Origin of the sequence: Pseudarthrobacter sp. Y6 (genome assembly GCF_050156205.1) — a bacterium.
In the GTDB taxonomy this organism is placed as follows: Bacteria; Actinomycetota; Actinomycetes; order Actinomycetales; family Micrococcaceae; genus Arthrobacter.
The window spans coordinates 12,802-35,454 of record NZ_CP189575.1; the positions used below are offsets into that span (position 1 = coordinate 12,802).

Genomic DNA, 22,653 nt, shown 5'->3' on the forward strand with positions numbered 1-22,653 from the left:
ATGTAAAAGCGAGCCACTAGGAGAGGAACGAATGTGTCAGGATTTCTAACCCGAATCGGCCTTGCGAAAATTCTGGGGGTTAGCCCTTCAAGGGTCTCCCAGCTTCAGGCAGAAGGCAGGATTGCCCAACCTGAAATTGTCCTCGACGAGAAGTCCAGGGTGTGGTCAGAGAGCTATGGGGCCGAGCTGGCAGGAAAAAAGAGTGGGCGCAGAACTTCTGTCAGCTTCTTCGGCCTTCTCCCGGTAGTGTCGCCGGCCCCGCGCATCAGCGACGCAATCGTGCACTTCAATGAGCACTCGGCCTTCGTGCAGGCTTTTGACGTTTCGGGGGAAACCTTGGCCTTGGTCATTCCCCTGAGAAAAAGGACGGATCATCCGTTCCCGGGATGTAGCCAGTCCCCGGCAAAGGTTTCGAGTCCGGGCGATGGATCCCGCATTGAACTGCTGACTGCAGCGGCCGAGCAGCTGTTTGGCGGAGACCCTTTCGGTGTGAGCTGGTGCTGGGTCGACGATCAGGAACATAGTTTGTGGCGCCTTAGTGACGTCGTGCTCGTTGATGAGGGCGACAGCGAAGACCAATGGGGACTGGCGCCGAAGCCCACCTGGCGGATGGTTATCAACGACGTCACCCAGGACCAGCTCGTTGCTCGACTCGGCGCGCCCATTCCGATGCTTCATCCGAGCATTTCCACAGAGCAGAGCGTCGAAGCCTGGCGCGCCGCCGGCAGAACGCCAACGGCCACCGTTCAGGTTGATCTGGACGACAACGAGTTTCTCGCTGCTTCCGCTGCACTCTTGATGGACGTGCGGGGTCTGGAGGGTAGGGAGCAGCTGATAGCCGTGAGTGCGCTCCTGGAGCGTGTCCGTTGGGAAAGAAGCGGAGGGCCGATCGACGGGCGGTATGTTTTCGGTTTCGAGTCCAAAGTCCAGTGGCTGGTGAATGCCGCCCATCCGGATTTTGCAAGGTTTAGGGACAAGTTACCGGCCGAGCTGCTTGGCCGTGACGAGGTTAGCCGTGATGAGGCCGCAGCTGCGTGCCGGGTCCTGTCGGACCTGCGGCATCTGACCTATGGAAAATGGGGAAAAACCCCTTCTCCCAATCTTGACCTGGCGCTCCACCAGGCTTCCCGCCGTGTCCAGTCTTTTTTCAAGGGCGGCGATGGATGGGGCATGTCTCTACTCCCATGGAATTACTACACTCTCCGTGTCACGGCCCTCGATGCTGGGGACAGGAACGCGGAAGCATGGGCGAGGTCCCTGGTAGGCGCTTCGGAGTCAGCCAGAACCAAGCCGGAGGCGCGTGAGCTCCTCGCCTTAGATCCTGGCCAGAAGGTTGCCGGCGGGACCGATGACCTTTTGATGGACGGGCAAGGCAACCTCGCCCGTCTCACCGAGGTACTGAGGTACGACAACCAAATCGAACGCCGCCTGACCGTGGCAGTGCCGATCACTCATGGCGATGAGGAGGGTATCAGCGGGGCAGACTTCGAAAAGATCCTCGTCACGGCCGACACTCAGGGTGGCCCCCTCTTCATCTCGACGCCCAGAGGTGTGGAACTGATGCCGTTCACCAAGCAGTGGGGTTCCGCCGGATTTACTCATGGGTATGGCGGAAGCGGACCGAGCAACACCAGCGCCGCCATCCAGGGCTTTATCGAGAAGGTTGCTGGCGGAAAAATGACCACTGCCGGGCTTGAACGGCTGTGGAATCTCGTCGTCGGGTGCTCCCAGGGCAGGGACCTAGTCATCATGCGGGAGGACGTGATCGCTCCAGGGTTCATCGACACCAATCCAGGGGAAGTGCAGGCCCTGGAAGGTCAGGATGGCGGCTAAGGCAGCGGGCGGCGTAGGCGCCGGCTTGCCGGAAGGGCTCGCTCTGCCGGTGCAGGTTGCGTTGGCGCGTGCTGTTGAAGTGATGCCCCGTAGCGGCATGCTGCCGGGCACGCTGCTTTTTGAGCCCAAATGGGACGGTTACAGGTGCGTAGCAGTCCGCAACAACACTGGGGCCACGCTGTGGAGCCGCCAGGGTAAAGACCTCACCAGGTACTTTCCGGAACTTGCTTCGGCCATCGCCGCGGCGGTCCCTCCCGGCGTCGTGATTGATGGCGAGGCCGTCATTTGGGCCGGTGGCCGCCTGGACTTCTCCGCCCTGCAGCAGCGGCTTTCTGCCGGGGTAAGGACGCTCGCCGGCATGGTCAGGGAAACCCCGGCGAACTACGTTGCTTTCGACGTGCTGGCCGTGGCCGGCCATGATGCCAGGGCGTTGCCCTTGGAGCGCAGGCGGCAGCTTCTTGAGCAGCTGGCCGATGGGTGGGAACCCCCGTTGTCCCTCTCCCCCGCCACCACGGATCCGGACGAAGCCGCCCGATGGTTCGAGGATCTGCCATCAACCGGGATAGAAGGCCTGGTCATCAAAGGCACCGGGCAGCCTTATGTTCCTGGATCCCGGTCATGGCTGAAGCTCAAGCACCGCGAGACCATCGAGGTCATCTGCGGGGCGGTGATCGGCCCCATAACCCGGCCATTGGAAGTCGTCGCCGGCCTCATCATCGACGGCGAACTCCGGATAGTCGGCAGATCCACGCCGCTGAAGACAGCCACCGCGAAGGAACTTGCCCGCTCGCTTCGTCCGGCCACCACTCGGCACCCGTGGCCGCCGGTTGTGAAGGGCACGACGCTCGACAGATTCAACCGCGGCAAAGAGCCGGTGGCCCTGACGCTGGTGGAACCGGTGGTGGTGGAGGTCTCCGCTGACACTGCCTGGTCGGGCCGAACGTTCCGCCACCCGCTGCGCGTGCTGCGCGTACGTCCGGAGCTGGACCCTGCCGAGGTAGAACTTCCTCCGTGTTAGGGCCTGGTAACCCTTCAGTGAGGGTTGTGCCTAATGGGGGCGGGTGGAGCCCTCCGCGCAGTTCAAAACTGGGCGCTTTCTCACAAAACGAAATCCGATGGCTGACGGCCTGGGGGTCCCAGGCGGTCCTGTGCCAGTCAGTTTCTCTTCATGTAGACCCTCAGTTCAGGCTTTTCCTTGTCCCAGTTGTCTGATGCTGCGTGCCCGTGGGCTTCGAAGAACCTTGCGAGGGCCAGATGCTCCTGGTTCCTGGGGAGCACCACATGTTGGCCGGCACGGAGGTCAAGACTCGAATACGGCCGTCCCATCAACACCACGATTTCTTTGACGGCGTCATAGCCAAATGTTTCAAGGCAGGGTTCGAGCAAGGCCACAACGGTCGCAGGGTCTGCCTTTCCTTCAGCCAGGACACGGAACGCTGCTTCATCCAAGGTGATCCCCGTCGTCCTCGCGTAGCTGGCTGCCTCTGAAAGGGCCGACCGGGAGGCTCCTGGACCGAATTCGGCGAGCCTCTTGACCACCGCGGTCTTCACCTCCGCAGGAACGGTTTTGCTGGTTAGCAGCAGTCGGAGATCTTCGGACGGCACGTGCCGGGGCGCCAGGTACTCCGGGAAAGCAGTGGACTGTCCGATCGCGAACTCCCGGGTAGGCCAATCCAGCCCGATGGCGGGTTCGAACGACACCTCCGTGTCCGTGATGATCTTTTCGCCGATCAGGAGGCCAATGAACTTTCCTGGCTCGGCGGTGATACGGGTGACGTTGAGGTACTTCGTGAGCGCCAGGCTGTCAGCCAGCCGGACCCGCAAGTCCGGCTCCGGCAGCACTGCACCCGCGTTAAGGATGAGAACGGCGAGGTTCGCCTTCTGCTCGTCCTCCACCTCCTCGTGGCCCTGGACGTTGCCAGCAGCCCGCAGAACGACGGCGAGGGCTTCGTCAATGATGCCGCCGTTCCCCTCCACGTAGGCATCGAGATTGGCGAAAGTCGGTGGGAACCTGTTCTCCCGTGCCAGGACCGGCCAGAGGCCGCTGTCGATCTCCGCGATGTTCTGGACAACACAGCTAGGTGAGGCGTGCCTGGCGACCAGAGACACCGCGGGGCGGTTGCTTTCCGCGACGTCCTGGAGGATTTCGATGAACCGGGACGGGGACCCAACTGTAGGCGAGGCCGCAGGCTGGTTGGTGACAAGGGGAACATACCGTTCTGCTTTGTCCAGGACGTAGCCGTAGACGTTGGGGTCCTTGTCTTTGATGGCGTCCAGGGAGAGGTCCTCCTGACCGCCGAGAGCGGTGGTGAGGTTTCCTACTGTGAGGTCGTAGAGGCCGCCGGCCACGGCCGCGCGTTGAATCTCAGGGCTCAGTGGGACCAATGAACTCAGCTGCACTTCCAGCAGTGACAGGACCGTGATGGCCGCGGCGGCCCGTTCCGGTTCGTCCTGCCTGACGGTCAGGACGTTCATGGCTTCATAGTTGTCCTCAACGAAGGCCGCTAGCGTCTCGCCCACCGTGTAGTAGAGATCGGGCCGGGAGCCTGACATGGCGGCGCTGAACAGGGGCACGCGCAGGTCATCCGGGATGCTGTCGCCGTTGGCGATAGTGTCGAAGATGCTGGCTGAATACTTGGCCATTCGTCGGTAGAGGGCTTCACGCTGGTTCCCCCGGGCAAGGTAGGCGTTCAGGAACATCTGCTCGTCGGTTCCCGGAGCGGAGAGTTTCCGGACCGCATGTTCACAGCGAGGATCATCGCCGGACAGCAGGTAATCCATGATCGCGATGTTGTAGATGCTTCGGTCGTGGAGGACCGATTCACCGGCCTCGTCCAGAACCGCTTCGATGTCCTTCGGCGATGAGAACCTGAAGTTGACGTCCATCCGGTTCGGCTGGACGTTGTGCAGGAGGAAGTTCATCGCCTGGAGGCTGATGTACACCCCGAGGAACTGGGCAGCGTACAGGGAGAAGTTCCGGTCGATGTACCCGGCGGCGACGAGCTCACGCGCCAACGGTGACCCCAGGTTCCCGGCCGCGAGCTCCGCGAACGTCAGGGCCTGCCCATCGACCGCCAGGGTTTCCGGTCTGTCCATCAGATCTGCCATGTCGGCCCCCAGCAGTATGGCCCTCGTCTTGCGGATCGCGGCCAGCCTGGCGTTCATCTTGGCACGCTCGTGCTTCTCCCAGCGTTCGGGTGAGAAGTCCGCACCCAGCTCCTCCATCACGTCCTCATAGGTGAATACCTTGCGTTCATGCGTGTTGATGGGGACCAGCAGCTGCTGCTGTGCCGTAAAGGACTCCCAGAAGCCAGTGGTCCTCAGATCCTCCGGTTTGAGCGTGTCCGCGCCCTTCTTTACCTGGAACCCGCTCGGGGTACCGATGCCTGAGTGACGCAGGACGCGGCGGATGTACTGATCCAGGCGCTCACCCAAGGTTTTGGCCACCTCCGCTGCGGCGTCGAGGTGGCTGAGCCTCCGTTCGAGCCTGAGGGTTTCCTCATCGAGCACCCTGACGTTCTCGGTGACCAGATCCCGGCTGTACCCGTAGAGCTTGTCCAGCTGGCTGGTGCCCGTGCGGATCTCCTCGAAGTCGGACAGGTGAATGTTCTTGTAGACGACCATTGAGAACACTGCCTCCGGCTTCAAACCCGGCAAGCGCCCTTCAGCCAGGAGAAGCTGTTCGCGGAAGACCACGTACTCGTTACGGATGTTCTTGATCAGCCTCATGTCAGCCGTGTGTCTAGCAACCAGGGTGACGAGGCGCCGGTCCATATCCAGGTCTGACGCCATCAGGACCTCTGTCATGTGGTCACGTGCGCTGCGGTGGGTGATGAACGGCACGACAGGAATGACCAGGTCGAAGAACTTCGTCCGGTTGGCCCGTTCAAGCTCAGCCCGGGCAACGTCAGGGGACTGGTCGACGGTATGGGAAGTGTCGGTGTCCTGGAGAGGCCCGGCCGGCGGTGTGTCCTGCTCCATTGCGCCAAGCTGTTCGAAAATGCTGTCCTTGATGGCATAAACAAAACGGATCTTTTGGCGCAGCTGCTTGGAGTTGTTCAGCAGGGTGTTCAACTCGCGCAGCGTCTCGAAGATGTGTGGGTCCTCGAACCTGTCGATGTCCTCAAACACCACGACGTCGTAGTCTGTCGCCTCGAAGAAGTACACGATTTCGTCCAGGTACTCATCAAAGTAGCTGCCGGAATTCGCCAAGGTGACGGTTGCCGGGCCCGCGACGAACTTCTCGATCCAAAACCTGTTATGGAAAATCCTCCGTGCCGAGAAGACCACCAGAGCCAGGAAGACGAACAATGCCACGTGCATGCCAACCCGTCCGACCGGGTTGCTGCCCGCGAAGTTCACCAGACGATCCGTGAAGCGCGTGAGATACCCAAGCAGCACCAAGCCAGCCGCGACAAACCCGGCCAAACCAGCTTCCCGAACCCATTTGAAGGACCCGATTCTCCGGTACCTGGAGTCCGGGACATCCGAAGGGTCCTCACGGTAGAGCAACTGCTTGACGAGTTCCTTCTGAATCCTGTTGGTCTTCGAAACCGGAGACGCCCCGTTCTGACCCGCCGGGGGCTCATCGCCCAGCGTCGACAGCGACAGGTTGAGGACCTTCGGCCCGTCGAGGGACTGCAGGACACTGCTCTTACCAGAACCGTAGCTTCCGGTCAGGGCGATGTTGCGGTAGAGATCGCGGTCGGGCCCCGTAAGCGCGTTCTTCAGATGCCGCACATAAACGCTGTGCTGGTCCTCGAGAAGCAACGGGACCAAAGGAATCAGCCCAACCAGGGTCTGCTCTTCCTGCGCAGCAGCGGCGTCACCCTCTCCAGAACCGTCCGCCGTTTCGGGACGGGCAGGAGGTTCCGTTCCGGGGGGATCACGCCTTGCCTGCAGATTAGTTTCCTCCATGCAAAGAATCCTATGGGTGATCACGGCCGCGACCAGGCCGAACACCCGGTCACGGCGAACGGGAAGCGGGCAGTCTCTCGCCCGTCGCTGCCAACGGTGGCAGGAGGACCCGCGGCCCCGCAGGTCAAGACCCGTGACGCTGTCAGGTGTTTGAAAAACTGACGGTTCACGCTGTCCGGTTTCGCCCGATCATGTCCCCTCTTGTTTCTAGGTGCTGAACGCGCCGGTCAACGCAGAGGGGGGAACCATGAGTATCGCGTCCATCAAGCCAGTTCCGGTTCGAGGCAGGTCATTCCAGCCGCCGCAAAGGACTGTTCATCGTCCGGAGTATGTCTCTGTCGCGTCGGATCTGTTCGCTGACCTCGTTATGTCGGCTGCTCAGGTTTCGGCCGCTGACGTGGCAGAGGCTCAATGTGAAGAGAAAGACGTTGACCTGGCACTTCAGAAAGCCCTTGGTCGCCCCCTGGGCAGGATCCTCAAGGGGGAAAATGCGCTGATCTGGGCCGGTCTGTATTTGAGGACCTTTGTGTCTGCGCTGCACCGCCGCCAGTTCCTGACTGCGTTGCCCATCATCGGTGTGCAGGACCTGCTGACATTCCTGGCGGCTGAACTGGAGACCGGCCATGGCCTGGCTGCGGGAGTGTGGCAGGAGCTGAGAGATTCTCTGTTTGGGCGGCCGCGGGATCTTCGCTGAGCACGGCTCGAAACGAGTCGATCCTTTCCCGCGCTCCCCCCATCACCTATACGGCAAACAAGAATCCCCGTGCTTCCACTCCGCTTTGGCGGGAGGAAACACGGGGATTCTTATGTCCCATGTACTAGGTGGCTAGCTGGCTTTGAGTTTTTCGAAGCGGAGTTCGAGCTGGTTGATCAGGTCCAGGGTTTCCTGTTCGGGTGCTTCTTCCTCCATGGCTTCGCACTGGTCGAAGATCTGCTGGACGGTGCGGTTGAAACCTTCCTGGTCCTCGTTCATGGCGTAGGCGAGAAGCTTGTGCCTCTTGTGGATCTCTGAGGAGGGGTTGACCATGGTTCCCCGCAGCGCCGCTTTGAGCATGAGTGCAGGGTTGCCGGTTTCCTTTGCCCGTTCGGCAACTTCGTAGGCGACGTCGCTGATGGCGGCGATCATTTCCTGCTGGTCCAGCTCGGCCCATCCCCAGGCGCCGCGTCCGGAACGGACGCCCTGGAAGGGCTGGCCTGTGACAAGCTCCAGGGCGGCTTCCAAGCGTGCGTCGGATGCCTCCAGGGGATCTGGGCCCACCAGCTCCTGGAACACGTCCCAGTCGGTCCGGACGGTGTCCAGGAGGGTATAGGACTTGGCGACGTCGAACTTGACCAGGTAATCCTGCCCGTCGCCGGTGGAGTCCAGCCATTTACGTGCCCGGGTGATCAGCGGGTTGCGCTTGTTGGCCGTCATGACGTTGTTCGGGTGGATGGATTGGTCATACTCCTCGGTGGACTGGTTCCGGTGAAGTGCCAGGAAGGCGATGACTTCCGTTGCGCGGGCAACGCTGGCGCCCTTGACGGTTGCCGGGTGTACGCCGTGGGCGTTTTCGAGCCGGACGTTTCCCAGGACCCGCACGAAAGGAGCGTCGGGAAGTTCGATACGAATTTCCTCGGACGCCGGCGCCGGCCGGTTCTTCCGCCTGTCGATGTCGATCAAGCTGGCAGGGCTGTCGGGCACGATTACCGGGGAAGGTTCAGGTGATGTTTCCGGTTCCGCGATCGCGGGCGTGGCAACGACGGCGGCAACCTTGACCTCCGGAACGACGTGCGGTGCCGGCTGTGGTTCTCCGATGGTGGAGCGCAGCACGGAGAGGATGTTGGTGTAGTTAGCTCCGGCCACAACCTGAGCCTGAAGTTCGATACCGGCTGGCAACAGCTTGGCCATGCGGTCCTTGCCGATGTCCAGTGACCACTCCCCTGCCAGATGCCCTTGGGTGATCGCGGCAATTCCCACGCGTGGTACGTTCTGGATCAGGGCGGCCAGCCGAGCGGTTGTTTCTTCGTCAGGCAGCTGCGCCAGGAGGATGATCTCCGGCGGCCACGGATCCTGGCTCTTTGAGGAGATCCGGGCATCGTGGGAGGAATTGAGGTCCAGCTCCTCCAGCAGAAGAGAGTCAGTTTTTGCCCGGGCCTCCAGATCGCTGACGAGTTCCTGGATGTTTTTGATGTGCCGTACCCGGCCGGTGTTGAAGGCGGAAGGGAGTTCGGAAGCGAAACCTACAACGCTGACCCGCAGCTCCTCAGACCACTTGGAGCAAGCCAGTTCAATGGCAATGGCAGTGAGTGCACCCTCCGTCATTTCAGGATCCCCGGCAAGGTTCAGTGCGCCGATTTGTTCCAGGTCAACGAGGATGTGACCCTCGGCGGAATCCTGCCCCAGGGTGACCAGCGCCGGGTAAGGGGCGGAGGTCTGCGGCTCGAAGGCCGTCACGCGGCGGGGGTCAATGGACCATGCGCAGTTATCGTCAGAAACGGCTTCGAACGGTTCCGGCAGTTGCGCCGCCTGGTCGAGGTAAAGCTCGACTGTTCCAGGGGAAAGTCGGACGGCAAACAGTTTGGGCAGTTCCTGGTTGGTTTCGTATGCCCAATCGGCCAGGTGGTGCAGGATGCGATCGATGTCGTCGACGCCGGCGGGATCTTCAGCTGCCCGAAGCTCCAGCTCGGTAACGGCAATGTCTTGGGCCGGGACGGCAATTCGCTGACCTACACGGCGGCTGCGGTTCTGGGTGGCACGCCGGGCGCCAATCAGGGTCAGGAAACCTGCAGCAAGAATGCCGCCGGCGCCCCACAGTGTTGAGACGGGGAACGCATCGCGGGCGGACTCTTCACCGGTGTCGGCTGCTGTTTCGATGTCTTCTACTGGCGCGGCCGGGGCAGGAGCTGCTTCGGTTATCTGTTCCGATGCAGCCGGTGCGGTGTCCGGGGCAGCAGCTTCGGCGGGGGCCTCAGCAGCGGGGCTGACTTCGGCTTGGGGAGCTGACGAGTCCAGCGGAGGAGCGACCTCGGGCTCAGCTGCAGGGGTTGTGAGGGCAGGCGAACTGGAGGCGGGTGCGATGGCTGCAGGTGTTGTATCGGGAGCGATCAGGCGGTAGCCGGGAAGTACCTGCCCGGTGTTGCCGATCTGGGTTCCATCGGGCTGGGTGATGCTTTGTGATGCGGCGAAGATTACGGGGGCTTTGGAGGGATCTCCATATTCGGCGGCCGCCAGAGTTTCGAGAGTGTCCCCTGCCTGGACGGTGATTTCTTTGTCAGCGCCGATTGTCGCGTCTGCCGGCAGCTGGAGAGTCCATCCGGCGTTGACGAAGTGGTTTTCGCTCAGGGAGCCGCCGTCCTGCTGCGGTACCCCGTAGTTGAGCTGGGCGATCTCAGCGAAGCGGTTTCCATCGCCCAGGTGTGCCTCTGCCAGCGACCAGAGCGAATCACCGTTCTTTACTGGCACCGAAGGGTTGGAGGTGGTCTCCTGCACTGCCGGGGCAGATGTCTGAAGAGGGGCTACCGACGTCGTCGGTGTTGGTGTCTGTGCTGCAGAGACGCTGGTTTCGTTGGCGGTTGGCATGTCATGGGGTGTGGCCGCGGTGGCGGCTGTCGCGCTGCCGAGACCCACGAACATGACCAGGACAGCGCCAATGAGGACGCGGCCGGCACCCTGTTGCACGGCCAGGCCCCTGATCCGGGGAGGATCGATCCCGCGGATGGCAGAGGGAATGACGCTTACGATGCCGATGGCGAAGGTCAGCCACGCCACCCAGGCAATCACGGGCAGCACATGGCCTGTCAGGAAGGACCCCGTCCAGTCCGGCTGGGTCAACCCCTGGACAAGGGTTTCCCAGGACGGGATGGGGTTTCCGGCGAGTGCCACGAGTGCCGTTGGAATACCTACCAGGAGGATTGCGAGACCTGCCAGTGCCGCGATTCCGGAGATGAACTTCTTCATGACCTCAACCTTTACTTGATCTGACTTATATAAAACTTAGGCGGTAACGGACCACTCTGTCAATTAACTTTCGTGGCCCGCACCCGGGCTTAGCGGTTTACGATGACCGTCTGCATTTCGCCGATCTCGATCTGCGTGGAGTTCTGGACAGTTGTTGTGGCTGTTCCGGTCTGTCCGCCGGCCGTCCAGTCGAATGTCCAGTTACTGGTGGCCGTGACGGTGTATTTACCGCCCGGCTGATCCTTGGACATCCGTGTGTACATGTGGCCGCAGGTGGGTGAGGGACTCAGCCCGAAACCTTCCTGGTACGCGGTTCCGGCGTTGGCGCAGGAAATGACGGTGCCGTCTCCCATGTTCCAGTCGATGCTGGTGACGTGGGCGGTCCCGGTGATTGCCACGCCGCCGATGGTGGCGCTCTGCGCCCAGGGCCCATAGGTTTGCTGGGACGGGGCGGAAACCCACATCCAGACAGGCAGACCCACGGAACCCTTTGATCCGGCCTTGGCTTCCGGTGCAATGCCGATCGGTACGCCCTGGAACACGAACTGACGCAGCAGTTGGGCTGCAGCCTGGGCAGGAGTGATGGCAACAACGCCAGGAGGCGGCTGGTCCAGCCAGCGCGTCGACGAGATGGCGGCCAGACCAAGTTGGCCACCCAGCGGACGCGTGCATTCGTACCAAGCGCCGTCGCCAGCCGTCTTCCCCCCGGGAGGTGCCTTCTGAGGATCAGCCAGGCGCCAGTAGCATTCGTCGGCGTTGGACCACGAACCCTTATCGCTGGTGCAGTCCACTTCCTTATCGCCTTGCTTGCACTCCGTCGGCCCAGGCTGGAGAACAACATCAACTCCACCAGGCTTGGAACCGCCCGGGCCAGGAGACGCGCCTGGAACGTCCACATCAACGTCACAGCGATTGTTGGCGCAGCCGCCACTCATCGGCTGGACTGCCTGAGCTGCCGGTACGCCGACGGACAAAGCCAGCACAGAAGCAAGCAGCAGCAAAGAGGCCTTTTTTAGCATGGGATCACCGCGTCTTGGGTAACCTTCGTGACCATCCACAACTTGCTCGTGGGGTTGTACTCGGCAGTGAACTGGTACAACGCACGCGGGGCTTCAGATGTCGGGGCAGCGGAACCATCTGGCCGCGTTCCTTTGACTTGTGACGAGTCAACGCAGACCGACATGTCAGTGAAGCCAAATTCGAGGCTTTGATCCCCTGCCGTCAGATTGCTTGCGTAACCTTCCTTCAGAGTCACGGTGCTAAGCCCGGTGTACTTCGTGGCTGACTTCGAAGAGGCGGCCACGAAGTCTTCAGCAAACTTGAGTGCCGGACCAGTTGACACGGCCTTCACCTGAGTCGTATCAAGGCTCTTTGCGTTGGCAGCTTCCTCCATCGCGGTTTCATACTTCTGTACCGCGCCCAGCCCGTCTTTGAGAGCCTGTCCCTCGGTGGTGGGGGCGCTCACGTCGGTGGCGGTGGGTGTTGGTGTGGCCGTAGCGGTTTCGCTGGCAGTTGGTGTGGTTGTTGTCCCTGGAGTTGCACCACCCTGGCATGCGCTTAGAACGAGTGCGCCGGCGAGGGCGATCGATCCGATGACAATCTTGGTGGGCTTCATGGATTGGGTCCTTTTCCTCTGCGGCGTTTGGGCCAGTGTGTGTTCCTCGCCCTTTATGGGAGCGAGTGAAGGGTGGAAAGCATGGTGATGGTGATGGCGAGTGAGACGGCGGCCAGGGCGGCTAATGCCGTTGCCCATATCAAGGGTTTGAGTGGCATGGTTCTCCTTCATCGTTTGAGGATTTCGGCGCTGGCGGTCGCTTGGCTGGTGAGGCTTGAGATCCCGATCAGTCCAAGGAAAACCGTTGGAGTTGTCTTGGAGACGTTCACTGTGACGGTGGTCCCTGAAGTGCTGGCGCTTCCGGTGAGGCCGGCGGCGGTGATGTAGCTTTGCGCTGCTGCCTGGGCTGCTTGGGGATTAACAATCGGGGACCCGCCGGTGACTGTTGATCCGGTGACGGCACTGGCGCCTGCGCGTGCGGCTGCTTCCGCCACGGATCTTGTTTCTTGTTGTGCCGTGGTTTTTGCACCGCCATCAACCACGAGGCCGATGGCGATCATGAGCCCGAGGAAAAGAACGACGAAAAACATCGTCGCGGATCCGCGCTCTTGCTCTGCAGTCCTGCTGGCCTTCACGGCTACCTCTGCCTGTACGGGTCGACGGGCGAGCTGGCGCTTTTATTGACTGAGATGGAGCCGGGCAGCCCGGGAAGGAGATTGGAAAGTGGGACGTTGCAGCTGACGTTGGCCGTAACGATCCCGGTCTGTCCCAGGGGTGCCAGGAATCGGCTGGTGTCCAGGGATACGTTTTGTCCGCTGCAGGTCGCACCGCTTTGGGCCATCGAGACGCTGGCCGCTTCGTTTGCCCTGGCTTGAGCGAGGTCTGCGCTTCGGGCAAGAGATCCGTCCCGGGCTGCTGAGGATGCAGCTGACTGGACGGCGTTGTTTGCCCACGAGATCCGGACGCCGGCTATAAGTAGTCCGATGAGGAGTATTGCGCCGCCGGCGAGGATGACTGTTTCGAGGGTCAGGGATCCCCGTTCTTTGTCTTGGGTCTGCTTCATGGTGCGTCGACCCACCGTTCGAGGGGGCCGCTGACCGTTGCTTTGACGGCAGGTCCCCCCCATCCGGGAACGATGGATGGACCTGTCCCGGTGACGATGACGGTGACGCTTGTTGCGGAGCGGGCCACCTGGACGTTTTGGTTTCGCAGGGTGTCAGTGGTTCCGGAGAGCACGTTGTAGGCGCCGCTTTGCCCGGCATCTGAGGATGAATTGAAGGCTTTCGCCCCTGCGTATCCTGCTGATGCTGCGCTCTGGGCTATGTTTTGGGCGTGCATCCAGAACGCGGTCTGCAGGATTCCGAATATCAGCAGTATGAACACGGGGTAGAGAATGACGCCCTGCAGACTGACGGAACCACGTTCAGCCCCGTCACCTGGTAAGCGGTGGCGGAGCTGAGTGTTTGAAGTGGTGGCCATGACTGGTCTCCCGGGCTTAGCCGCCGGGGAGTTCCGCCGCTTTGGAGTTAATCGCCGCTACTACGATGGCGAGCACGACGGCGGCGACGAGGGCGATTCCGACGGTCCAGATGATCTGTTCCAGGGTGAGGGATCCACGTTCTTTGGGATCGTCTTTGAGCAACAGTCGCCGGTTGTGAACCGCTGATTTGAAGTTGACTCCAGCGATGTGGAGCGTTGCAGCTACGCGGAGAAGAGCCTGGTTCATTTGTCTTTCCTTTGTTTGATGGTTACCCCCGTACACCAACAAGAGGTGCCGTGAATGGCCGATTCCGGACATTCAACTAGTGATTAGTTTAAACAGTGGTGGGGTGGCGATGAGTGCGATGAAGATCAGGCCCATCAGGGCCATTGGCATGGTGATGCGTTCCGAGTCTGCGTTGGCCCTGGAACGGGCTTCGTTGAGAAGCTGGACCCGCAGGCCTTTTCCGCGCGCGCGCAGCGGTTCGTAGACGCTGGCGCCTTCGGCTCCGGCCAGGCGCATGATGTCGGCCAGGTCTGATAGCTCGGGGACACCGATTTCCTTGGAGAACTGCTTCAGCGCATCCCAGGGCCGCTGGCCTTTGTATCGGGCGAGCTGGAGTTCCTGGCGGATCCGGACGAACACCCAGGAGTCTGCGACGTCGGCTGCATGTTCCAGGGCGATGGTGGCCGCCGTGGCACGTTTGCGTTCGGCCGCTACGAGTTCGATGTAGGTTGCCACTGCCCTGGCGAATTCCTGGCGCGCTTCGGCCGCTTTCTGGGTGATGGTGAGGTTTGTTGCCCACATGAGCAGTACGGCTAGGCCCAGGCTTACGGGCAGGGAGAAAATGAGGATGGGTGCCGGCAGCCCCAGGATCAGGACGAACACGGTGCCAAATGCCGGCGGTATCACCAGGCCCATGATTCCCATAAGGGCCTGGTTGGCTGAGTGCTGTTCGGAGGTTGCCCCAACGAGGGCCAGGTCTTTTTTGTTGACGCCGAATTTGGAAAGGACTCCACGTTGCATGAGGCGTCCGAGTTGAGCCCGGAAATCAGCTTTGCTGGTGTCGACCTCGACTGTTCCCAGGTTCTCCAGCGCAGCGGAAAGTTTGGGGTGGCGGGGGGAGAGTTCAGCGACTATCCAAACCAGGGCGAGGCCGACGGTGCCTCCGATAATGAGGGTTGTCCAGATCATGCCCGGGCTCCTTCCGAGTCAACGAGGATCCGCGGCGGCAGATCCGGTTTGGTCAGTGAGTGCATCCATTTCAGGGCAACGGCGTAGGCGCCGATGATGAGGGTGAGGATGCCCTGGCCGATGGGTGTTTGGTAGACGGAGAAGAAGTCCGCGAGGAAAGTAGCCGCAGCTACCATGGCCCCTACGGTGAAGATGGTCACCCACTTGGCCGTGGTCCTGTTCGTTTCCCGGGCGGCGTCGATCTCCCGGCGCTGCCTGATCTCTTCAAAGATGGTTTGGGCGAGGTCGTCCAGGGCGTCCTGGAGGCCCGAAACTTTGATCTTGGAAGCAAGGATCAGGTGTGCGGCCAGCAGGTCGGCGGTGGGGTCATTCAGCTCGTTTGCGAGGGCTTTGAAGGCCCTCTTGTGGGACCAGCGGGAATTGAGCCTGACAACGAGGTTGTTCAGCTGTGGCCGGATGGCTTCAGGCGCATTGGGCAGGCTGCTGACAACTGCTCCGGTCAGGGTGGTCGATCCTGTCCCCAGGAGCCCGGACAGGGACCTGGCCCAGGATTCGAGAGCTTCGAGCTGGGCAATTTCCTTGATCTGTTTTGAGGTGCTGAACAGCGGCGGGAGGAGCAGCGCTGCAGCCGGCACGGCAACGAGTGTGACGAGCCAGCCGGTGCGGGCAAAAAGCAGCAGTCCGCCGGCGATCCCCAGGACCAGGGCCAGAGCCTGTCCTGGACCGAGGCGTTGCCGCAGGCGGGCCCATGGCGAGAGCCGGTTGCTGGTTGGCCGGGATTGCCCCGGTGTCCTGGTGAATTCGAGGATGATCCACAGGATGCCGAAGCCGATGCCAAGGGCGCAGAGTATGGCCAGGATGGTGTTCATCTCAGCCGGCCCTCAACTGTTCGACGTCGTATCCATGCTGTTCCAGCTCCCAGAGCATGTCATCGCGAGGCAGTTCCTGGAATACTGCGTCCCCGCCACGGGTGCGGGATTTGAAGATCAGGCTGGCGATGGGCGCTTCCCCGTCGCCGCCGGGCTGTACTTCAGCGATTTCCGTGACGTGGCGCTTTTGGCCTGGTCCGGAGAATCGGGAGAGCTGGACGATGATCTGGATATGGTCCTGGATCTGTCGGTAGGCGAAAGCCGGGGACGTGCCGATCCGCTTCTGCTGCAGGTCGGCCAGCTTGGCGATGGCGTCTTTGGCGGTCTTCGCGTGGATGGTGGTCATGGATCCTGCCGCGCCGGCGAAGACGCCGAACACCGCTTCCGTCTCGTCGTCGCGGAGTTCTCCAACGATGATGCGTTGGGCGTCGAAGCGAAGAGAGTCTGCGACCAGTTCACGCAGCGAAACCCCACCGATGCTTTCCCCGGTTCGCGGATCCCGCTCGCCCTGGCCCGGACGTGCTTCCAGGGACTTGAGGTTGTAGTGCTGGTCTTCGCTGAGGTGCAGCTCCCGCTCGGTTTCGATGGTGATGACCGGTTCCCATGGACCCATGCTGGCGCACAAAGCGCGGACGAATGTCGTCTTGCCGGCGCCTGGGTGGCCGGACACGACGATGGACATCTTGGCTTTGACGCAGGCTGAGAGGAAGTCGGCCGCGGCCTGGGAGAGCATTCCGTACTGGGTCACAAGATCGTCCAGGGTGATCTTTTTGATGCGGTGGCAACGGATGGTGAGAGTCGGACGGGGTGCGATCGGCGGGTGCGCAGCCTGGAGACGGTCCCCGGAGGGCAGCATCATGGAGAGCCTGGGATTCTGGGCATTAAACTCCCGTGCGCCCTCCCCCCGTTCCTCACACCAGGTCTGGATCATTTCGATAAGAGCTTCGTCGCTGGACGCTATGGCCGGATGCCATTCATCGGAGCCGTTGGAGCGGCGAACGATGACCCGGTCGAAACCATTGATATGGATGTTCTCGATCGTGGGATCATCCAGCAACGGTTGCACCGCGCCCATTCGGTATGCCTGGTTGAACAGGACGACCTGCAGCGCCTGGTGCTGGCTTTGGGTGAGGCGCGGGATTCCATCACGGACGCGTGACTCATCCAGGGAAGCGAGGACACCGGCGATGATGGCCCGGCCGATTTCGTCCTTGTTCTCCGGGGTTTCGTCCCGTGTCTGTCGGATCTCGGAGATCTCGACAGCGAGTCTTTCGATGAGGGTCCAGTCGCTGGCAGGTTCGAGGTCTGCCGATTCCGCTGCCCTGGGCCGGGGAGCTTCCTGAGGCTCTGCCTCAACAGGCCGGGCTGGGGTGCCTTGGTCAGGAACTGCGGCAATCCGGCGGCGGCCGGTGTCCCGGCGTGCTGCAGCTGCAAGATGTCCGGCTGCAGGGTGGGCCGGCGCGGTCGAGTCGGCAAGCGGAAGGTCTTTGAAAATGTCGAGGTTTTCCGGACTGGTGGTCACGAGAGCTCCTCCACTTCGTTGTCCAGGGCCTCGTTCAGCAGGCTCCTTCGACGGTCAAGGTCCTGATGCAGTGTCTCTACCAGAGAGTCGACGGCCTTGATATAGGGCCTTTTCTCGAACCTGCCGCTGTTGGTGATGTGTGCGCCGTCGCTGAATACTGACGCGCACTTGTCATCCCAGGGGAGCGAGCCGATGAGCCTCAGGCCGAGACTGGAAGCGACTTTAGTCGGAGGGTATTCGGTGCCGGGCTTTTCCACGGTGAGGATCGACAGGTGATCGCTGTGGCCGATCTCCCCCAAGGTTGCCCGGATATCTTCAAGGCGGGAGCGGACAGCGAAGGCGTCGGGCATGGTGGGACGGGCGACAAGTACGACGGCGTCAGCTGAGCGCATCAGCGCAGATCGGACGTCCCCGACATTCCAGCGCCCGGCGTCGATGATGACATCGGTTCCGGCGGATTCGAATGTATCTGCTCCGGAGATAATATCGCCCCAGAGGTGATCGAGCGAGGGCGCACTTTTGGGGTCCATGAGCCCGGGCAGTACCCACTGCTGGGCGTCCTGGACGTTGTCGCTGTCCAGAGGGTGCAGCTGGGCCCACATGTCGTTGTAGTCAATGTGGCCGGCCTGGGCCGCGGCAACAGCGAGGTTGATGAGGCTCTTTTTTCCAGTGACCGTTCCCTTGAGGTAACCGGACAGGACAGCCGAGGCCCGTGAGGTATCGGCTTCCAGGAGGATCGAGTTTCGGTACCAGCGTCGAGTTGCTGCGACGGCCGCGGTGGTGATGCCCGGGGATCCGCAGACGCTGAACATGAGCGTGGTGGCCATCGCTACTTATCCCCGTCCAGGATCAGGGCAACGCGTCCGGTGGCGGCTTTGGCTGCAAGGATCGGGGCGTCTGCTTTAGGGACCATCACAGCGACCAGGGTTTGCCCGGAAACGGTGTCCTTTTCGGTGGAGACGACGGAGGCGCTGACAGCCTGGGGTGTTTCCCTGGGGACCTCAGCCTGGTTGGCCGGGGTGCTGACGATGCGGACTTTGTCGCCGTTAGTCAGCGGGTAGGGCGGCAGCTGGGAATTGTTCAGTGACATTCCAACCAGTGACTGGTCGTCCGGAAGCCCGGCGCCTGAGCTGATGGCCTTAGGGACAACGAGTGATCCTGCGGGGATATCTACGACGGCTGTTTTGCCGATGACGTCACCCTGCTGAGTGGTCAGGAAGTGCGGGATCGGTTCGCCTTCTGGGATTTGAACGGCGGTGAGATCGTCCACCTCGAATATGTGGCCGCGGGCGATGTCCCCCTTTACTGCGAAGACGGTCTCGCTGCGTCCCTGGGACTGCAGGATCCAGACGAAGAGGAGCGCCATCACAATGATGAGTGCGATGGCAGCTCCGATGATGGGCAGCCGGGGCTTGGACTGGACAGGAGATGCCAGGGAGCGGGCCTTTCGAGGCTTCTCGGTGTCCTGAACGGCCGCTGTTGCCGCGCTCATTTTGACTGGCCCTTCGTTATCTGTTCGATTTCGTCCTTGAGGTACTCGCTTAACGCCGTAACGATCAGCCTGTTGCGGTTTCCGCCGGCGTACTCATTGGCGAGATGGTTCAGTACATCCATGTGCTGGCCGCCGATCCGCATGGCCTTGCTGTGTTTCTCGGAGGCGTCTTCCTCGATTACTTGCACCGTTTGTGGGCGCCCGAAGAGGTTCGCCTTAGGGACGGCCACACGTTTGCTCTCCAGGAGCCCGGGGAGAACGTCAATGGTGGCATCGATGGCGTTGAAGAGAACGTTGGGGAACGAGAGCTTTGTCCGTTCCTTGTGAGCCTCCAGCGCCTGGATCAGGACCTTGGATCCTCGGATGGTGAGGTTGCCCGGAACCGCGGCGCCGCGGTCCTCTGAGGACGCCTTTTCCTGCTCCCCCGCCGGGCTGGAATGGGCGGGCTGGACCGCGGGATTGAGTTGCGGTGCGATTGCCTGCATAGCGGGCTGCGAGGCGGGAGCAGCGGCCGGCACGAGTGCGGCTGGCAACGGCTGGGGCTGGGGCTCAGTGGCTGCCGACTGGTCGCTTCCGGCAGGGTTGGCTGAGGGAGGTACTGCTGTGCGCTTGAGGCCGCCCAGTGCGCTGAGGCTCTTCTTTGACTCCATGTCAGTTTGCTCCTGCTTCAAGTGCTTCTTCCTGGCTCTTCATGTGGTCGACGATTTCGGTCGCGAGAGACATGTAGTCCTCTGCGAGGGATCCGGCAGATCCGGCGAGTGTGGGCCCGGATGACTTTCCGTTGCGCAGCCGTTCCCAGAAGGGCCCCTGGTTGGCGACTTCTGCTGCGAGCTCGTGCGCAGCTTCCCCGCGGAATGAGGCATCGGCATCGGCTGCGACAACGTTCCGAATCTTTGCGCTGAAGGTAGGGGCGATGCCGGCGAGCCTCTCGCCCAGGATGTCGCGGGGGCGCTTCTCAACCCGTGTCGCGCCTGTGGGGACGCCGAAGAGGATGACGCCCAGCAGCTGGATGTAGGGGTTTACGGACTGGACCCGGGAGATGCGGTCTGCGAGGCTCTCCAGGCCCTTGATGGACTTGGGTTCCGGCCGCAGGGGGGCAAGGATCCATCGGGAGGCGAGCATCGCCTCTTCGACGTAGACGTACCCGGCTGACGAGGGGGGCGTGTCGATGAGGATGATGTCGTATTCCGGGGCGATCTTAGCGATGGCGCGTGCGACGCATCCTTTGAGCTTCCCGCCGCGAAGGGAATCGCCGTGGACAGCGTCCATAAGCTGATCGGTGAATGTGCCTCCGGGCAAGACGTCCAGATTGGCACGGATCCCTCGGATTGGCTCCGGGGCCTTCCCGTAGATGGCTGCGGAGTGGAGAGCCGCTCCCCCGTCGTCCTTGTCAGTTTCATCGAAGCCCAAGTTGTTGGCCACGTTGCCCTGGGAGTCCAGATCGACGATGAGGACCTTGTAATCGGCTTGAGCGAGCAGGGTGCCGATATTCGTCGTAACGGACGTCTTACCCACTCCCCCCTTGCCGTTGGTTATAACGATCACGCGCCGCAACCTGAACAAGTCATCCTCAGTAAGGATCGATGCAGGTGCGGTATTGGCAGGAGGTATCAGAGAGTTGGTTGTCGAGTCCATAACGCGCACGCTACCCCCTTGCTAGATATTGTGCAAGTATAGGCAAGGTATATGGCCAATATGGGCAGTATGTAGTGGGCATATGGACAAGGACTATCTAGGACATAAGCAGTGCATATCTAATGTGTGGTGAATACAGAGAACATGCATTCTCGAAATGCCGACTTGATAACTCCAATGAGTTGGTGACGAATACACAACACATCTTGAAGGCGAAATGACTGCATGGTGCACGCATGGTGAATGCATCTTGTCTATGCATGCACAACATGGTGACTACACATTGCTCATGCGTAGAGGGGTGAGAGTAAGGCCGTGCCCAGCGCCGTCAAGGGTTAACCAGAAGCCCCCCAAGCGTGTGGTGGTTGGAGTGGTGCCTCGGTGGAACGGCAGGGGGTCTATCCGATGACCGCACGGAAGGGGTACCTGGCGGACGAGTTCGGATCCTGCTGGAGTTGGTGCAGGACGCTCGTCATGTTCTTGTCCGATGTCAGGATCACAGACGCAGCTGCTGCGGAAGCAACATGGATGGCGTCAAGGGACTTGATGTGGAAAGGGATCTCCATGGCGCGTTCGAGGACATCATCCGTGATGGGCATGACCGTGATCTCGTTAAGAAAACTGCCCACATCTTTGGCCAGTGCCTTATTGCCATCCCTGATGGCTACCCGAGTGGTCTCCAGGTGTGTCAGTTTGCTGGTGCACAACTGGTCCCAAAGCGAGCCCTGGTCCAGATAATCCAGGAGGGGCTGACGGGAGGGGTGCTGTGGGGTGAGGAGGCGGATAAGGGAAGAGGTGTCGATGTAGCATCCAGCGCTGGTGAGCGGCATTAGTAGCGTTCTCCTTCACGCATCTCATCCAGCGTGTGTGTGGAGTCGATTTTGATTGTGGATCCCATGACCACATCCCGGGCAGCTGAACGGGGGGAAGTGACTGCGCGGTGAATCTCTTCTACCGCTTCGTGGTTCCTCAAGGTGGATGCCGGAACGATGTAGGCCACAACGGCGCCGTCCCGGCCGTAGGTCACGGGGATTACGTCGCCTTCCCGCACCTGGCGAAGAATCTCGCTGGAGGAGTGGTTAAATTCCCGACTCGTAATGCTCTTCTTGATCCTCACGCGAGGGCCTCCGTTCTGATACACCCCAGTGTACTACCGTAGTACGTCTACCGGAACGGGTGGCAGATCTGGCGTGCGGTGAGGCTCGGTGACGCCAGTCTTTGGTGGTGGGGGAGTCGGTGGCTTACCAGCCTGCTTCGGTGATTTCTGTCCGGACGGCTTCGACAAGTTTGCTGCGGATCCGCGACGCCTTTTTCCTCAGGGCTTCTGCGCTGAGAGCGTGGTCTTCCATGAGGTCCTGCCTTGAGTTGGGGATGTCTCCGGCCAGGTAGTACCGGGTGAGCAGAACTACTTCGTCGCGTGTCAGCACTCCTGCCGACAGTGACCAGGCGAGAACTTCGGCCAGGTCTTCCTCTGTGCGGTTTGATGCGCTTTGCAGCTGCTGTTCGGCGGCTGCATCGTGCCAATCTTCCAGGGGGCATTCGACGGGCCGCCGGCTGCTCTTGACGTGACCGTTGACGATGCCCAGGGCTTCCATGGCGAGGGAGAAGATGAGGGACTTCCTGCGGGCCAGCGGGTGGGTGAGAATCGCTTCCCACAGTGCGGTGATGTAGGTGCCCATTGCATCGTCCATGGAGTAGAGACGCAGCTGGCGTGAGCTGGCAACCACTTTGATGGCTTTCGGCACCAGGAGCTTGATCAGCGCCAGCTGGGCGAGCGCATCACCGGCCTGCGCTGCCGTCAGGAACTCATGAATGATTTCGTCACGCTTTTCTCCGCTGATCGGCTCCCACCAGTACTTCCGCAGTTCCTCGAGGGGGACGTTGCCAAGAGCCGGGTAGGCGCCTTTGGGGGACCGGGGTGCGTACTCCGCGAAGGTCGCTTCGACGGAGTCGACGCTGGGGTGCCAGGGGAGCTGGGTGAATACGGCGGTAGGCATTGGGTGTCTCCTTCGTAGGTCCGGATGTCGCGCCTCTCGCGTGCGCGGTTCTCTAGGACCAGAGAAGGAAACTGCCCCTTGCTGGACTGCTTGCTGATTCATTTGGTGGGGCAATGTCACCGGCCGGAATTTGTCCGGTGAGGGCCCTTGCTGTGGCTGGAATTCGGTGTAAACACGGGGATCCGGACGCCCGGGTGTGAAGGAAAAAGAAAAGTTCGCTGC

At 61.3% G+C, this 22,653-nt stretch carries 21 protein-coding genes; 3 read left to right on the plus strand and 18 right to left on the minus strand.

Annotation, left to right across the window (positions count from 1 at the left end):
* The first annotated feature begins 33 nt into the window (after positions 1-33).
* Together ACQCSW_RS20275 and ACQCSW_RS20280 are read left to right on the plus strand one after the other, a co-directional pair.
* Complete coding sequence (locus ACQCSW_RS20275) at positions 34-1,833, plus strand: hypothetical protein (RefSeq protein WP_426990764.1); 1,800 nt, start codon at positions 34-36, stop codon at positions 1,831-1,833.
* Complete coding sequence (locus ACQCSW_RS20280) at positions 1,823-2,851, plus strand: ATP-dependent DNA ligase (protein WP_426990765.1); 1,029 nt, start codon at positions 1,823-1,825, stop codon at positions 2,849-2,851. Before ACQCSW_RS20275 ends, ACQCSW_RS20280 begins: the two co-directional genes overlap by 11 nt.
* 137 nt (positions 2,852-2,988) lie before the next feature.
* Here ACQCSW_RS20280 and ACQCSW_RS20285 read toward each other — a convergent pair whose 3' ends face one another.
* On the minus strand, positions 2,989-6,750 hold the full coding sequence (locus ACQCSW_RS20285; protein WP_426990766.1) for a hypothetical protein: 3,762 nt from the start codon (positions 6,748-6,750) through the stop codon (positions 2,989-2,991).
* A 397-nt stretch (positions 6,751-7,147) separates the two neighbouring features.
* Between ACQCSW_RS20285 and ACQCSW_RS20290 the strand changes: the two genes are divergently transcribed.
* Positions 7,148-7,444: a hypothetical protein gene (locus tag ACQCSW_RS20290; protein ID WP_426990767.1), complete on the plus strand. Its 297-nt coding sequence runs from the start codon at positions 7,148-7,150 to the stop codon at positions 7,442-7,444.
* A 132-nt stretch (positions 7,445-7,576) separates the two neighbouring features.
* Here ACQCSW_RS20290 and ACQCSW_RS20295 read toward each other — a convergent pair whose 3' ends face one another.
* From ACQCSW_RS20295 to ACQCSW_RS20375, 17 genes are all read right to left on the minus strand, one after another.
* A complete protein-coding gene (locus tag ACQCSW_RS20295; protein WP_426990768.1) occupies positions 7,577-10,687 on the minus strand; it encodes a LysM peptidoglycan-binding domain-containing protein in 3,111 nt (1,036 codons plus the stop codon).
* 89 nt (positions 10,688-10,776) lie between these two features.
* On the minus strand, positions 10,777-11,478 hold the full coding sequence (locus tag ACQCSW_RS20300; protein ID WP_426990769.1) for a hypothetical protein: 702 nt from the start codon (positions 11,476-11,478) through the stop codon (positions 10,777-10,779).
* A 221-nt stretch (positions 11,479-11,699) separates the two neighbouring features.
* The gene (locus tag ACQCSW_RS20305; RefSeq protein WP_426990770.1) at positions 11,700-12,302 is read right to left on the minus strand and encodes a hypothetical protein; all 603 of its coding nucleotides are present in this window, start codon (positions 12,300-12,302) and stop codon (positions 11,700-11,702) included.
* A gap of 167 nt (positions 12,303-12,469) precedes the next feature.
* Complete coding sequence (locus tag ACQCSW_RS20310) at positions 12,470-12,832, minus strand: pilus assembly protein TadG-related protein (RefSeq protein WP_426990771.1); 363 nt, start codon at positions 12,830-12,832, stop codon at positions 12,470-12,472.
* A gap of 47 nt (positions 12,833-12,879) precedes the next feature.
* Positions 12,880-13,305 (minus strand): TadE/TadG family type IV pilus assembly protein, encoded by a 426-nt coding sequence (locus tag ACQCSW_RS20315; protein ID WP_426990772.1) that lies wholly within the window; start codon positions 13,303-13,305, stop codon positions 12,880-12,882.
* The gene (locus ACQCSW_RS20320; RefSeq protein WP_426990773.1) at positions 13,302-13,721 is read right to left on the minus strand and encodes a TadE family protein; all 420 of its coding nucleotides are present in this window, start codon (positions 13,719-13,721) and stop codon (positions 13,302-13,304) included. The genes ACQCSW_RS20315 and ACQCSW_RS20320 overlap by 4 nt, the downstream gene beginning before the upstream one ends.
* A gap of 16 nt (positions 13,722-13,737) precedes the next feature.
* Positions 13,738-13,968 carry a hypothetical protein gene (locus tag ACQCSW_RS20325; RefSeq protein WP_426990774.1) on the minus strand — a complete coding sequence of 77 codons (231 nt, stop codon included), beginning with the start codon at positions 13,966-13,968 and terminating at the stop codon, positions 13,738-13,740.
* Positions 13,969-14,040: 72 nt separating this feature from the next.
* Entirely contained in the window at positions 14,041-14,916 is an 876-nt protein-coding gene (locus ACQCSW_RS20330; protein WP_426990775.1) for a TadC protein, read from the minus strand.
* Positions 14,913-15,785: a type II secretion system F family protein gene (locus tag ACQCSW_RS20335; RefSeq protein WP_426990776.1), complete on the minus strand. Its 873-nt coding sequence runs from the start codon at positions 15,783-15,785 to the stop codon at positions 14,913-14,915. The genes ACQCSW_RS20330 and ACQCSW_RS20335 overlap by 4 nt, the downstream gene beginning before the upstream one ends.
* A 1-nt stretch (position 15,786) precedes the next feature.
* The gene (locus ACQCSW_RS20340) at positions 15,787-17,307 is read right to left on the minus strand and encodes a CpaF family protein (RefSeq protein ID WP_426990777.1); all 1,521 of its coding nucleotides are present in this window, start codon (positions 17,305-17,307) and stop codon (positions 15,787-15,789) included.
* Positions 17,304-18,134, minus strand: coding sequence for a hypothetical protein (locus tag ACQCSW_RS20345; RefSeq protein ID WP_426990779.1), 831 nt, complete (start codon positions 18,132-18,134; stop codon positions 17,304-17,306). The genes ACQCSW_RS20340 and ACQCSW_RS20345 overlap by 4 nt, the downstream gene beginning before the upstream one ends.
* A gap of 2 nt (positions 18,135-18,136) precedes the next feature.
* Positions 18,137-18,799, minus strand: coding sequence for an SAF domain-containing protein (locus ACQCSW_RS20350; protein WP_426990780.1), 663 nt, complete (start codon positions 18,797-18,799; stop codon positions 18,137-18,139).
* Positions 18,796-19,449 (minus strand): hypothetical protein, encoded by a 654-nt coding sequence (locus ACQCSW_RS20355; protein WP_426990781.1) that lies wholly within the window; start codon positions 19,447-19,449, stop codon positions 18,796-18,798. Before ACQCSW_RS20355 ends, ACQCSW_RS20350 begins: the two co-directional genes overlap by 4 nt.
* Position 19,450: 1 nt before the next feature.
* Complete coding sequence (locus ACQCSW_RS20360) at positions 19,451-20,344, minus strand: ParA family protein (RefSeq protein WP_426990782.1); 894 nt, start codon at positions 20,342-20,344, stop codon at positions 19,451-19,453.
* Positions 20,345-20,832: 488 nt separating this feature from the next.
* On the minus strand, positions 20,833-21,264 hold the full coding sequence (locus ACQCSW_RS20365) for a PIN domain-containing protein (RefSeq protein WP_426990783.1): 432 nt from the start codon (positions 21,262-21,264) through the stop codon (positions 20,833-20,835).
* Positions 21,264-21,551, minus strand: coding sequence for a hypothetical protein (locus ACQCSW_RS20370; RefSeq protein ID WP_426990784.1), 288 nt, complete (start codon positions 21,549-21,551; stop codon positions 21,264-21,266). The genes ACQCSW_RS20365 and ACQCSW_RS20370 overlap by 1 nt, the downstream gene beginning before the upstream one ends.
* Before the next feature lie 124 nt (positions 21,552-21,675).
* Entirely contained in the window at positions 21,676-22,431 is a 756-nt protein-coding gene (locus tag ACQCSW_RS20375) for a hypothetical protein (RefSeq protein ID WP_426990785.1), read from the minus strand.
* Positions 22,432-22,653: the final 222 nt, after the last annotated feature.